This is a genomic window from Verrucomicrobiota bacterium, assembly GCA_027622555.1.
GTDB lineage: Bacteria > Verrucomicrobiota > Verrucomicrobiia > Opitutales > UBA2995 > UBA2995.
In genome coordinates this window covers 1-15035 of the sequence record JAQBYJ010000122.1, presented here as the reverse complement: position 1 = coordinate 15035, position 15035 = coordinate 1, and the positions used below count along the sequence as shown (strand labels likewise).

Sequence of the window (15035 nt, the reverse complement as noted above, 5' to 3'; positions counted from 1 at the left end):
TCCTGCAAGGATGGCGATCATTAACAAATTGGCAGCTACTCCGTTTCGGGCGAACCAGGCGATTATTCCGTGCATGTCATTTGGGGTAAGCGATTAATCGTTTCTTTTACTATTTTTAAAAAATATTTGTCCGTTGTAAATGTTCAAAAGAATCGGAAAGCTACGCTTCACGGAAAAAGAAAAACCGGTTCCTCATCATTCATGACATGGTTCCGGTTTTTCATAAAATCATGAAGCCTTTATCAGGCTGGTGTTGGCGCTTTGGTTTCTCCACCCTCATCGTGGGCATGAGGATCGATATTGTAGAGCCTGTAAAAGGCTTGCTGTATATCATCATAGACCAGCACCAATACTGGAATGAGTATCAGCGTAATGGCAGTTGCAAATGCTATGCCCCATCCGAGAGAGATGGCCATAGGCACCAGAAACGAGGCTTGAGGGCTGTCTTCAAACATCAGAGGCAGTAAACCGAAAAAGGTAGTCATGGAGGTCAGCAGAATCGGACGGAACCGGCGAACACCTGCTGTCCGAACCGCTTCCTTCAACGGCATTCCTTCCTTAACCTTGTCGTTCATGAAGTGAACCATAACCAAACTGTCATTCACAACGACTCCGGCCAGAGCCATCATACCAAAGATGGAAGTGGTCGTGACAATAGCGTCACCACCATTCCATCCGAAAACGACCGCCATAATCCAATGCCCAACAATAGCGCCCACTACCCCGAATGGAATGGCGGACATGACAATAATTGGCTGGAAATAACTTCTGAATGGGATGGCTAATAGCGCGTAGATCACGGCAAGAATGAAATAGATTCCCAGTATCATTTCTCTTTCATTGTCGCGGGATTCGGCACCAAACCCCCGCACGCCAAATTCCATCCCCGGATAATTCGTTGCCGCCAGCTCAGGCAGAAATTCTTCAAGGATTTCAGTCTCCATGGTTTCAATGTCGAGCGTCTCGGCGTCCCCATCGGCACTCACTTGGATAATCCGCTTACGATCAACTCGCTGGATGGATGGAAGACTTCTACCTGGGACAATTTTCGCCACGGTTTCGAAGGGCACTTCCGTGCCATTTGCTGTCCGGATCATCATGGTTTGAAGTGAGCCAAGGGAGCGACGTTCCTTTTCCGGATAGCGGACCATAACACGCACTTCATCCCGACCTCTTTGAATCCGTTGGGCTTCCGATCCGAAAAAAGCTGTTCGCACTTGTTGGGCCAGATTTGTTGCCGTTACACCCAGAAATTCTGCCTCGGGTTTTAAATCCAATTCAAACTCGTCATTCGCCCTCTCATAAGAATCCGTTATGTCGAATAAACCTGCCATGGAAGCTAATTTTACCTGCAGATCATGTGAGGCTGCTTTGAGGACAGAGATGTCTGGGTGGATGAGTTCGAAAGTCATGGCAGCTCTAGCCCCTCCTCTACCAAATGAAAAGCTGAGCTCTTCCGCTTCAGGTATTGGGGGAACCAAATTACGCATCTCCAAAACCAGTTCTCTGGTTCCGTAATCCGCTTCTCTCGTTTCGGACGGCGTTAACTCGATTAATATCTCACCTTCTTCAGCCACACCCGCTGTTTCGCCTCTTCGACCAAAAGATTCTCCAAAAGGTTGACCTCCGGCCGTGGCAAAAACGTTTTGAATGACGACGGTGCCAAACCGTTCGTTCACCTCCTTTTTCAGTTTTAATGCGACTGCTTCAATAATATCCACTTTTTCCTGCGTAACTTCGAAATTGGTTCCCGCAGGCATCCGGAGCGTTATGGTTGAGGTATCGGAAGGAGTATTTATCCGGCTTCGGTAGCCAATGCGTTCGCCCAAAACCAGAGCCAGGAAAACCATCAAAAAACCGATAAAAAGTGCAGTGGCAGTATAGCGATGATTCAAAGCCACATTTAAAAATGGACGGTAATATCTTAAAATAACGTGTTCCAAACCATCGGCAAAAAAACGTTGGAATCTAGAGAAGATATTCTGTTTCGAAGTTTTGGCTGCCAAATTCGAGCAATGCTTCAAGTGGGCAGGTAAAATGAGCTTGGACTCAATGAGGGAGAAGAACAAAACCGGAACGACGATCATGGGGATATTCTTATAGATACTACCCCGCATTCCCGATTGAAGAAAAAGCGGATAGAAAGCCGCCATGGTGGTAAGCACACCAAATATGACGGGCATAGCTACTTCCTGAGTGCCCTTGATTGAAGCAGTTAGTGGTTTTGCACCCCGCTGCATATGCTGAAAAATATTTTCGCCTGTTACAATGGCATCATCGACCACAATACCCAACGTGGTAATGAACGCCATCAGAGTCATAATATTCAGCGACATACCTAAGTAGGGCAAAACGAGGAAGGTTCCGGCAAATGCAATGGGAATTCCACAGGCAACCCAAAACGCCAGCGTTGGCCGCAAAAACAGGGAAAGAATAATTACGACGAGAACGAACCCAAAAATGGCGCTGTCAGTTAAGGTCGCGAGACGGACCTTTATACGATCTGAATCATCGGACCAATAGCTCAAATGAATCCCATCGGGCAGCTGCTGCTGCTTCAGAGCAATGAATTCCTTAACATCATCGCCAATCTCAATGATGTTCTGCATACCCGTCCTAAATACATCGATCGCAATAGCACGTTTCCCGTTATAGCGGGCAACAATGGGTGTTTCATCGAAACCATCGACCACATGGGCCACATCGCCCAAAGTTATTTTGGTCCCATCGGACCTGGTCAACAAGGTGATGGCTGAGTAATCCTTGTAATCGTAAGCCTGCTGGTTGGTACGAAGTAATATACGACCGGTTTCCGTCTTTACACTGCCGGCTGACAAATCAACGGAAGAGGAACGAATAGCCCGCGTTACATCATCAAAAGACAGTCCATATTGACGGAGAGTGGACTCAGAAATCTCAATCGCTATTTCATAAGGCCGCGTCGCTTTAAGCGCAGCCATGGTGATACCAGGAATATTGGAAACCTCGTCCCTGATTTGTTCACCGAGAATTTTGAGATCCTTCTCGCTCATGTTACCAGACAACACCATGGTGATGACCCGCTCTGAACGCGTTCTTAAACTGACTTGGGGACGCTCCGCTTCCGGTGGAAATGTACGGATGGTTGCAACGCGGTTCGTTACTTCATCCAGTTTTTCACTCAAGTTATAACCGTCTTCAATTTCCAAAGACACGGAACCGGAATTGGCGCTGGCGCGCGCATCCATCTCCTTAATACCTTCGATATCATAAAGGGCTTCCTCCAGACGAGTCACAATGGCTTGCTCGATTTCCCCAGGCGTTGAGCCTCGATAGGAAACGGACACACTGATGCTTCGACTCGGAAATTCCGGGTACTCTTGCAGAATGATTTTATTACTAACAGACCAGACACCGCCGGCGAGAATAGCAAACATCAGCAAATTGGCGGCAACACCATTGCGGGCAAACCAGGCAATTATTCCGTTCATGATCCTTAGGGTTATTCGATATTAAAATAAGGGGATTTCGGTTAACCTCTCGGTCCGCCGCCACCACCACCACCACCAGCGGGCAATTTGATGCCTTCTTTTTCAGCCCAGGCACGAAGTTCCCCCATAAGAGGTCTCATCTGAGAACGATCGCCGCCGGCTGTAACTGCATCGATTTTGGCTTTTAGTTCTGCAGGAATTGGTTTGTCGGCAGGTATGGCTGCCATGATTTGACCGAGGGCATTACCACCACCGCCTCCACCGCCGCCGCCACCGGCAGGTGCCGCAGCAGCTCGACGAGCCACGATTTCCTGGACGTCAACCTTCTCAACTTGAAAGGGAAGTTTATCCAACTCGGTAACGGCTACAGGCAAGGCCTCAAGAGCAAAAGGAACGTCGGTTAGACAGATTCGGTCTCCAGGTTCTAATCCTTTGTCCACGATAATGGAAGAATCATTCTGCCAAACAATATTTACTGTTTTACGGCGTAAGCTGTCATTACCGTCCACGGTAAGGAGAAATGAATTTTCTCTCAACAAACGACGTGGAACAACAAACACATTCTCAAGTACAGCTCCGCGAATCTTAGCTTTTACGAAAGATCCCACCTTCAAGGGTGGCTTGTTATCATCAGTACGACCATAGGGATTGCGTATCTGAGCGATTATAAACAGCTGGCGGGTACGGGTGTCAAAACTGCCTTCAGCTCTTGTAATACGTCCCACCCATTCATGGGTTTTCTCGGCTACTGTTGAAGAGATGGTAACATTGGGGCCGTCCTGGATGGTTGGCTGCTCGCCCCGATAAATTTCAGGCAAATCAAGAAAGGTAAGTTGATGTTCCGTTAAGGGTAATCGAACTTCGGCAAAATCTACAGCGTAGATTTTCGCCAGTTGATTTCCAGGAGAAATATACTGACCCACATCCACACTTTTGGTGAGGATTCTTCCGGCATATGGAGCTTTTATCACTGTTCGTTCCAGGTTTTTTTGCGCTGTGTTTAATCGTGCCTCCGCTGAGGAAACATTAGCTTTAGCTCGTTTAACCTGCGGTGTACGCAATACCATTTCACCTGGCTCTTCACTCAAATTCAAACGTTTCCAATCTTGATAGGCTTGGTCCGCACGAGCCTGCTCTTCACTTAGTGCAAACTCCATTTGCGCTAGATTGGCTTCGGCCACAACCAACTCAGTCTCATAATCACTTGTCTCAATACGAAGGAGGATGTCCCCTTCCTCAAAGAACGCACCTTCGCGAAAATTGGCGCCAATTTCAAGTATCCGGCCACGGACTTCAGGAATAAGTGTACTCTCGGTCCGAGCACGCACGGTTCCTTGGGTTTCCAATTCAACCTGATAGCTCCCAGGCTTGAGAACGAAGACCTCAACTTGAGTGGCTCCGGGAGTAAAGTTACGTTGGCGGGGCTCGGGTTTGGTAGAAATAATCCACCAAGCAGTTGCTCCGGCACCGCCGAATATGACAAGAGGCAATAAGATTCTGAGTATTTTCATGGGAAATTATTTAATGATTTGGGATTCGTCGTTGTCGGCTACAAAGCCGCCACCTAGGGCTTGGTAGAGACCAATTCTACCTTGGATACGTTGATTGGAAACAATGATTAAAGACCGATTGGCATTATACAAACGGCGTTGTGAATCAAGCACAGTAATAATGTCAACCAAACCACGGCCATACTGCTCCCAGGCCAATTCTACGGCGGCTTCGTACTCCACCACCGTTTCGCGAAGAGCTGCTTCGTCTCGCAGCAAAGAGGACTCATCCGCCAAGGATGTCTCCACTTCCTCAAAGGCTTCCAGAACGGTTTGTGCGTAATTGGCCAGAGACTGGGTATAAACCGCATAAGCCCGGTCTTTAGCCGCAAGCAAGCGGCCACCTTGGAAAACAGGTAAATTAATGTTATATCCGAAATTCCAGACTTGGTATCGAAGATCCTCGATTTCCAGAACGTTATCAATTTCGCGTGTGCTGGTTCCAAAATTTCCATTTAAATTGATTCCAGGCAACATGGCTTTTTTGGCTGCCTTGATGTTCATTGAGTCAGAAGCAAGCCTCCGCTCAGCAGCGCGAATATCCGGACGTCGATTCAGCAGTTCGTCGGGCAAACCAACTGGAATTGAATTTTTGAATGCGGGAAAAACCTTGGTTACCTGAATTTCCCTGGAGGGATACCTCCCAAGAAGTATTTCGAGTGAGCGATGATCCCCGTCTCGAGTACGAAGGCGTCCCTCATAATCACTCTTCGCATTAGCCACATTAGCCCTAACGAGGTGCAAATCCAACGCTCTCGCAATACCCCGTTTGAAATTCTCTTCGATGATTTGCAAGTTCGACTCAAAGGTCTCCAAGCTTTCTATCGCTATATCTAACTGTAATTCCGATGAAATGGCACGGTACCAGGCACGAGCTGTTTGCGCGGCGATGGAAAATCGGGCGGCCCTGAAGTCTTCAACAGAAGCCTGATAGTCGGCATAGCCGGCATTGGCCTGGTCGCGAACAATGCCCCAAATATCCAACTCCCAGGTAGTACGTCCTGTGAGAGCGAAGGTATTACTCCGTGGACTATTAATCTGATTACCTCCTGAAGGGTTTCGTTGAGCACGAGAACCGGTGGTGATCATGTTCAAACTGGGGTACTTTGCGGAACCCTGAATAACGGCTGTGGCCATCGCGGCTTCCAGTCTGCCTTCGGCCAATAGAAGATTGTAGTTATGCTCCAGGGCCTCAGCAATAATCTTTGGCAATTGAGGATCCTGGATATCCTGTGTCCACCCATCATTCCAAAAGGGTGTACGATCATGGTCGTTATAATAACTATTGGGTGCTTGAACGGGTAACTTGTCTGCCTGACTGGGAGGAGCTTTCGTTACGCACCCGCTCAAAAGAACAAATGTAGATAAAGCAGTAACGAGGACAATAGTTCGGCTTTTAGGCATATTTAATGTGGGGACCCGAGTTAATTCGGGAAAGGAAGTTCGATGTTTCGGCATCAGAAAGGTCAAAGTAGGCTAGGGATAGCGCATTCGCAGCAATTAGACCAAAACGCACTGTATCTCAGTAAAGTTACATTGAATAAGAAAATTTCCAGCCTTTTTTTGGTTCTATTTTGCCTCGACCAAGTACACAAAAGAAATAGAATCTGTCCCCTTATTGAAAGCACGATCCTTAATACCTCTTACGCTACTACTAACCTGGGGCACGACCGCCGCACTTTTCCCACAACAGGCCGCCGACCCGGATCCCAATCGCTTTGCCAAAGCAATCGCCGATTTTGAGGAATCTGATAAAAAGAATCCGTTTCCTAAAGGAGGTATTGTTTTTGTGGGCAGTTCAAGTATTCGAAGGCTGGATATTCCAAGCGTGTTTCCAGGCCTGAAAGCGCTTAACCGAGGATTTGGAGGATCCCAGATCTCTGATGTAAATCATTTCATTGAAGAAACGGTCCTGAAATACGAGCCGGGAATAACCGTTCTTTATTGCGGGGGAAACGACCTTTGGGCGCGCAAACCCTCGCTCCAGGTGTTGGAGGATTTTAAGCAATTCACTGCCAAGCTTTTCGAAAGAGCTCCTGATGGAAAATTATTGGTTCTCGCTGCAAGACCCAGTCCAAAAAGGCATTCCATAATCGAAACCGAGTTAGCATTTAATTACCTGGTGGAAATGGAAGCCCTCAAAGATGACCGCATTACCTATATTCGAGGATCCTGCGATCGGTATTTTGACGAAAAAGGGAATTTCTACATGGATCTATTCGCCGACGACCTGTTGCACATGAGCGATGCTGGTTACAAAATCTGGAACGAAATACTGACTCCGCATCTGAAACAATAAAAGCGACAATCGGCTACTTCTCCGTGTAAGGACTGTGCCGACTGACAACCTTTCAGATCAAATTAGTAGGCGTGAGCTAAATTGTAATTCCTGACGGCAAATTGCGTAAGCTCGATCCACTCATTCCAATAGACACGAAGCTCACGCTTAAGCTCCCGTATCTCCTGCTTTAACAATTTGCGCTTTGCATCGGTCGCATCCTTTAACTCTCTCACTTTTGCTAGAATCACAGACGCTTTATCTTCAAATGCATGAGCTAATTCTTCAGCGCGTTTCCGAAACTCAATGGCTTTCTCATCGAGCTCAGTTTTAAAACGCTCCAGCAACAAATCCTTGTCCTTGTTTACGAGAATCTTTTGTAGCCGAATTTTGTGAACACGACGGAGGTCGGATACCAAGCCGATTTTGGAACAGGTCCAAAGCAACCATTTTGTCGGATCAAAATGAAACCAACGAACGCCATTGCGGTAATCATTGGCAAGCGCATGGTGATAATTGTGATAGCCTTCGCCGAAAGTCAAAAAAGCAAGTAAACCGTTATCTACCGCAGTGAGCTCTTTGGCGTATGTTTTTGAGCCCCACATATGAGCAAGTGAATTAATAAACCAGGTGCAATGGTGGATCAAAAAGACGCGCAATAACACACCGGCAAACAATGCAGCTACAGGGTGCATAAACAAACAGCCAATCCCGAAAACAAGGCCATTGGATACCAATGACAGCAGAAGCATATGTTTGTACTGAAACATAACCCGCGGATTCTTTTTTAAATCCATAACGTTGCTGTCAATAATGGGCACATGGTGGACAAACAACCAACCAATGTGGGCATAAAAGAAACCGCGATGAATATTATAAGGATCTTGGTCCGTATCCACATGCGTGTGATGCATACGGTGATCGTTGGACCATTGGAGCGCAGATGCTTCAATAGCCAGGGTAGCGAAGAAAAGATTAAGACACTCAAAAACAGGACTCGCTTTGTAGGTCCTGTGAGAAAACAAGCGGTGATAACCGGCAGTTATCGCAAATCCACCCAATATGTAAGTGACTCCACAAAGGACTAGCGACGACCAACTGAAATGGCTAATATAGGAAGGGATTAAAAAAAGAAGGAGAAGGTGGTAACCCGCTATAAAGCCAAAGTTGTCCCAATGTTTAATTCGCATGATATCTAAGATAGATTAGGTTTGAGGCTGCCGAAAATGAGTGGCTGTCCAAATAGAAGTTGAAACAGGTAGTTTAAGGATCAGTTCCAATTGGGACACAAACTGCTAACAATATCAACCCTTCAAAAGCGAAAATAAGAATATTTAGCAAGGCATTGAATTAATGGAGATTTCTCAGGTTTCACAAGGGATTGAAATAACACCCTATAGCTGATTTCAATCAATTCCATCTGATTTCCATAATTGAAAGCCCTTAATTTCTTAAAAAGAAAGTAGTGAATCCCCTACTCTTTTGATTCCAAAAAACTCATTCAGAATTCCGAATCACATTCAACCGCAAGAAACGACCCGTATCGCCAATCGGAGTTAGATCTCTTGCCACAACTGTCTCTGTGCCGTCTCCATTGTCTGTAACCGAAACAATTTCAATTTGATCTGGGCCAGCCAACCAGTTTCCTAAATCGTCAGTGACCTCGATCGAATATTCCAATTCGATGGCATCGTTGGGTCGCAAATAAATAATACCAGCGTGTGGAAGGCTGGTGGTTGAATTCACCAGAACCACCGCGTATGGAATATTCTCATTGCTTTGACTGTTGGGCGTTATTCCAAAGGCATATTCCATCAATAGAATCAGGCTATTCCTATCCGCATCGGAAGCGTCTCCAGTTATGCTATCATCCAGTAATTCAGTCTCAGTGAAATGCGCTAATCTCCACTTATCCATGGGCAGATCCTGAATAGTAACCGTCGACTCGGCTTGGGCATCAAGATCGTAGGCGACATCCTCAATCAGGGTAAGAATGACTGTCTCATCCCCTTCGGCGAGCACGTCCCCTTCCGGATAGATGTTCAGCATGTGGACATAAATACCGGGAGCCAATGTAACCTCCCCACTCAAAGCTGAGTAATCGGTTCCATTAGTTGCGGAACCTGAGATTGAATACTTCACCTTAAGTTCGGCGGATCCATCGCCCGATCGAATTACCGCGACCTGACCCGGAACGGTGCCAAACTCGAAACACTCCGCTACTTCAGTGGAAAGCGAAATCGACTGGCCTGGAAAACTGCCCGGATCGGTGGGATCAGTTCCGGCATCCAGTTCAACTTTGTTGGAGAATCCATCCTCGTCGAAATCCGCTCCGGGAAGGACTTTGTCCACCGTATCCAATGCGTCACTGGTATCGGCATCGACGATGCGCATTTCCGCAAGATCATCGAGAGTGTCTTCGTCGCGGTCGTTGTTGATACTGCCACTGATTCGGCTTACGTCGAAGGTGCGGACTTCTGTGGTTTCTCCATTGTCGAACAGGGCAAACAAGCTCGCGTCATGAGAACTGCCCCGCTGGGTGGATTGGATACCACGATAAATGCCATGGATGTTTTGAGTCAGATTGGCCGGACCGGCAAGCACCGATCCCACGGCATCCACATATCCATAAAACACATTTCCCGAACCACCGTCTGTCCATGAAATCAGGTAAGCATACTCGGAACCATCGAACATATCCAGAACGGTAAGGCTGTTGGGCAAGGCACCTTCGAAAACAATTCCACGATCGACCCAATCTCCGCCGGTCGATAGTGTGAAAAATCCTATCCCACCGCCATTCAAACTATAGGCCAGGGTAAAGAAATCGTCGGGTCCGCAACCCAACTCAACCGGAGCGACCACATCGGTCGAAACCAGTTCGGTTGCCGGGCTCACTGTCGTTCCATCCCAACTGATGACCCTCAGTTTTTCGCCATCGGTGACCACAGCAATTTGAATTTCCCCAGTGCCGGTAGCGCCTGGGCCTTCTGCGTCCCAATCACGGATGATTGCCGGAGGATGTAGTTCCATCACACTTCCCCAGGCCGATCCATCAAACACCACTCCGTTCAAGCTGAACATAATGGTATTAGGTCCTCGATCGGTTTCCAGAAACAGCAAGCCGACATCGTCACCCGCCAAGGGCACTAACCTGATGTCGGAAGCAACTGCATCCCGGCCAGCCAGTGTTGCAGTTGTCCAACTGATGCCATCCGAAGAGGTTGAATACATCAAAGTCGTAGGCGGTGTCAGGCTAGTCGAATTGCCGGGCGCGATTTGCGTCCAAACCGCCAGCCAGCCTCCTCCGGGCAGGGAAAGTATATTTGCGGCCACCACTCCGCCAGTTCTGGCCAGTTCGCCAATGGCGCTCCACTCATGAGTACCGGTTCGGTGGGCAAACTGCAGCAGCATTTCACCCGTGGAAGAATCTACATCGGTAAACAGGATGACCGCGTCGCCCGTGCCGGAGACCGATACTTGACCAGGCAGAAATAGATCTTGCACCAAGGTAGGCGGTTCACCCAGGTATTCCGCCGCGGCTGCCGTGCTCAAGCCATAGATGGTTTCCGAGATATTGATCGGTGATAGGTCAAAGGAGGCCTCCGAATTGAAAGGTATGTCGATTTCTATCAGATCAAAGTCCCAGGACTTGCTGAATCGTGTAACCCAGGCGTCGAGGTAAGCTTCGATTTCCCCGGTCAACTTTCCTTGTATACGGGTAATGGGCGGCCAGTCGCCAAACTGATTGAGAGTGATTTTCATGGCTGGCTGCGTTTTGCCACCGACCGAGGTTGGCAGTTTGCACTCATTTCCTTGCAAGGTAAGCGAACCGGATGCTCCGGCACGGCCACCGAATGTTTCCACTTCCAGACCCACGCCAAACCGTAAGCAAAGCGCGCGCTCCAATTTATAGTCTTTACTGAAAGGCTCCATTTTTCCTCCAAGAAAATGCCTCCTGGCTGTATGCTCGGTAGGATCACGCGGATCAATTACCTCAACCGAACCACCGCTGCCTGCTTTAATGATATGCGGGTATTGCGTGGTAAATGTGCGGGAAACCGTAGTGCCGATGGCATCGTCGATGTTGGCTTTGAAGGTGGGGTTAAAGCGCGTTTTTTTCAATGCGCTCACGATAGGTCCCACCGTGGGAATCGTCTGCACCACCGGAGTAATATCTATGGAAATCGGTACGCTGACACCGGCCGAGGTCGTTGCCTTGATGTTGCGCTCGAGCGGCATGCCTCCAATGGCCAGCTCAGTGGTTTTCAGCTCGGCACTACCACCGGCCACGACCGAGGCCTCGACATTAGCTTTAATAAATTCCGCCGCTTTTTTGCGAATGCGTTTGGGTAACGCCTGGGGAATATAGTCCGTAATATCAAGTGCTTTGGACGTAGCAACAATTTCTCCACCCAGGCTGATTTCCCCGGCATTGAAACCGGAGGAGGTGCGGGACTTGCCATTAATTTCAAGGGTTAGCATTCCGTTCACGTCCAACCCGGCGAATCCGGGAATCACGGCTCCGATTCCGGTACCTGGAAGTTCCATACCCTCCTGAAGATTCATTCCCAACTCATACGTGTATTTCAAAAAATGACCGTCCACTAATTCAATGTCCGCCGTTATGTCCGGAAAAGGACTCAGATAACTTTCAGGAATGAAGTTATCCCAATTAATGCCACTACCTGCTTCCTTGACAGCGGTAGCTGTTCCCAGGACATCGGCCACCGAGGCGGCCCACGGAGGCAGTTTCAATCCATAAAGATTTTTGAAGGTGTCGCTTCCAGTCAGTTCATACTTTTTAAAGGAATAGGCACCACGCTGACTGACCGCCACGATCAAGGGTTTAAAATCGCCCGGAGGCAAGGTGGCCAGAGACAATTCTCCCATGGCAACGTCCACGCCCGTTTCACCGTCACGCAGTGCGGAAAACCGTCGATACCACTGGTATGGAAATACACCCGGCTCAACCGGCTCCATGAAGGTTCTCTGCACCGCGGCGTTCAGGAAGAGTCCCATTTCCAGGTTGAAGAAGGGCTCCGTCAATTTGGGTAGTTCGAGAGCCACCGGCTTGTCGGAAAACGGATTTTTCGGGAAGCCGCGCGTATCCACCAGCCAGATTTGTTTTACCGGATCTGCAACTGTGATCTCTTCCTCTGTACCAGCGGTGCCATCCGGTGAATCATAGGGAACCAGTGAGTAGGTCAACTCCTGCTCTTTGGCCCGCAATTCGAAGGTTGTGGTCAAGTCTTCGTCGGGTGTCAGGATGCCTCCACTGGTAGACTTGCTCACTCCGGGAAGAAAAGATCCATAGCGGTCGAAGGTTCCGGAAATATCCGTCGGTCCGGGCAATGGTTTGAGAGTGATGGTTTCCTCTACATCGACCGGCGTGCCATCGACACCCAGGTTGTTTGGCATGATGCGTTTCCGGAAGGGATAAAAGCCGGGAGTACTGACTTCGAGAAAAATGGTCTGTGCATTGGTCAAGGCCGGAGAGAGCTCAAACTTTCCCATCTCGTCTGTGACCGCTCCGGCCAGGACATTGCCGTAACGGTTGCGAATAATGACGCGGACCATTTTTACGGGTTTCGGCGTTTCATCCTCATCCCCCGGGTCGAACTTTGCCTCCACCGTTCCCTTGACCGCCATGCCACGTTTCATGCGAAGCGTGACGTCAATCTTGGCCGGCTCGGCCTCTATATCCATTTTAATATCGTAACTGGCAATAGTGCTTCCGGAGCCAAGAGCTGGAATCCACTTGGTAACCGGACTCACGGAGTCGGGTATGTAATCTCCATCGTGACCGGTTTCAATAAAGGGCGGTGTGGTTGCTGTGGTGAAGGTATGGGTGTCATCAAACTTGACCATTAATCCCGGAATCAGGTGTTTCGGGTCGGCATCACTGACCGCTTCAACTTTCAGAGTATAGGTCAATGCGGGTGGTGGTGTTCCCAGACCAGGGCCTTCGACAATATCAACCTCTACGACTTCGGTCCCTTGGCCGTCGGTGACAGAAACAGATTTCTTGTACCACTTACCGGCGTATTTTTTCCAGACGTCATAAGATCCGCCAATCATTTTGAAAGGTTCAACCCCAACGGCGAACTGCTTGTCACCATGGCCAGGAAAGGTAAATATATCCGGCTTGGTAAAGCTGGTGACCAGCACCCGGTCGTCCGCTTGATTGATCCCGTAGAATTCAAGCCTGAGATCAACGGTTCCGGTGTATTCGGCCTTGAGCGTATCTGGCAGACCCGGCAATCCACCCCAGACTTTTGTCAGAGGGATAATGTAATCATCCACGATGACACCCGGGTGTTCGAGATTGGGAAGCGGGATATCGAAAACGGTTTCTGCTGTACCGGGATGTTCGATACTGTGATTGGGATGGGTCCCGGAAAGGGAATGCAGTCCCGGTCCAGCGGTGAAACTGAATACGGCCGAATCCGACGGGAAGCGGCTGTCCCCGGGTTTTCCGGAGACCTTGGACACCAAGGGTGAGATGAGAGCATCACCACCTTCCAACTCGAGCATCATTTCGCCCCCTTTTCCCAGGTCGCTGAAGTCGGTGGTCAACACCGGATCCGTCTGGTTGGTTACTATGCGATGCAGCGCCGGATGATCTTCAATGTCAGCCGATACTTCACCCGAGAGATTCCAAAGCTGTTTTCGAACATACAGATTGAGCTCATATTGGCCGCGGGAATTAATGAGCATGCCCAGACTACCGAAAGGAGGAATTGGAATAAATGGTGGTGTAAACAGATCGGGAGGATTATAGGGCCAACCGAGTGCAAATCGCTCACCGTCCACATGGTTAATCAGATCGTAGTTGCTGCCCCAATAACCATCCATGGCCGGAATTTTTACGGAGTAAACGCCGGGTAATAGGGTGAGCGTAAAATTTCCCTGCGCATCCGCATCGACGCTGAGTACTTTGAAGCCAGGCGGCAGGTGATCTGACACAATGGTCTCGGTAAACTCAATCCCCGGTTGTTCCATCGGTTTATAAATGGGACCCGAATAAAGAGGAGACAGTAAACCTCCCGCACTCGGTCCCATTTCAAGAGCTGCCACAGTATCTGCCACAAGAAGCTTTCCGCGAATGGTGGCAGGAATGACGGTGAGGTCCATGAATTCAACGGTCAATTCGCCGACCGCTACATCCACATACATTTCTCCCTGAAAACCGATGGTGTAAGTGGTGCCCGCAAAATCCGCCGCTGGAACAGGTGGCGATGCCTTGTCGTGGTTTACGGTTACAAGATATCGACCCGGTAAAATATAATCGCTTGAAAAAATATCAGGAAAGCCGGCGACCGGTAGGGGTATGAGTGGCGGAGGCCCAAAGGGTATAAAAAAGGCCGGCGCCTCTCTTCGGATACCTTCGGTGGAAGTACCATCCAGACCTTGTATGATTACCGGCACACCATCGGGAAACATAAAATCGGGATAGAAAGATTCCAGAGCGATCTTAAGCGAGGTTGGCTCCAGTTCTATAAATAGGGTTTTTGGTGTTTCAAATTCACCGGTTTCGTCATCGGGGAAATAAGGAATTTCCACGCGGTGGTATCCATACTTTTGCACCTGAACCAGGTAAGGTATAGCGGGAAGGTTTTTAAAATCCACTTTACCAGCGGAGTTTGTCACTCCGGAACGGGCACGGTATAATTATTTAGAGCGTATAATGCGTATGGTTACAGGGATTGATAAATAAACTTGCCCTCGGGGCTC

Annotated in this window: 6 protein-coding genes; 1 reads left to right on the top strand and 5 read right to left on the bottom strand. The window is 48.7% G+C overall.

Going from position 1 to position 15035, the window contains the following annotated elements; translation table 11 throughout:
* Positions 1-242: 242 nt before the first annotated feature.
* Genes O3C43_21345 through O3C43_21335 form a run of 3 tightly spaced genes read right to left on the bottom strand, consistent with a single transcriptional unit; the run spans position 243 to position 6424 of the window.
* The gene (locus O3C43_21345) at positions 243-3470 is read right to left on the bottom strand and encodes an efflux RND transporter permease subunit (GenBank protein ID MDA1069040.1); all 3228 of its coding nucleotides are present in this window, start codon (positions 3468-3470) and stop codon (positions 243-245) included.
* Between the two features lie 41 nt (positions 3471-3511).
* Positions 3512-4981 (bottom strand): efflux RND transporter periplasmic adaptor subunit, encoded by a 1470-nt coding sequence (locus O3C43_21340; protein ID MDA1069039.1) that lies wholly within the window; start codon positions 4979-4981, stop codon positions 3512-3514.
* Between the two features lie 6 nt (positions 4982-4987).
* Positions 4988-6424: a TolC family protein gene (locus tag O3C43_21335; GenBank protein ID MDA1069038.1), complete on the bottom strand. Its 1437-nt coding sequence runs from the start codon at positions 6422-6424 to the stop codon at positions 4988-4990.
* Positions 6425-6638: 214 nt separating this feature from the next.
* Here O3C43_21335 and O3C43_21330 point away from each other — a divergent pair, with 214 nt between their 5' ends.
* Complete coding sequence (locus O3C43_21330) at positions 6639-7319, top strand: GDSL-type esterase/lipase family protein (protein ID MDA1069037.1); 681 nt, start codon at positions 6639-6641, stop codon at positions 7317-7319.
* A 62-nt stretch (positions 7320-7381) separates the two neighbouring features.
* On the opposite strand, the gene O3C43_21325 is transcribed toward O3C43_21330, so the two are convergent.
* Positions 7382-8488 carry a fatty acid desaturase gene (locus O3C43_21325; GenBank protein MDA1069036.1) on the bottom strand — a complete coding sequence of 369 codons (1107 nt, stop codon included), beginning with the start codon at positions 8486-8488 and terminating at the stop codon, positions 7382-7384.
* Positions 8489-8795: 307 nt separating this feature from the next.
* Positions 8796-14930, bottom strand: coding sequence for a hypothetical protein (locus tag O3C43_21320; protein MDA1069035.1), 6135 nt, complete (start codon positions 14928-14930; stop codon positions 8796-8798).
* Between the last annotated feature and the right edge of the window lie 105 nt (positions 14931-15035).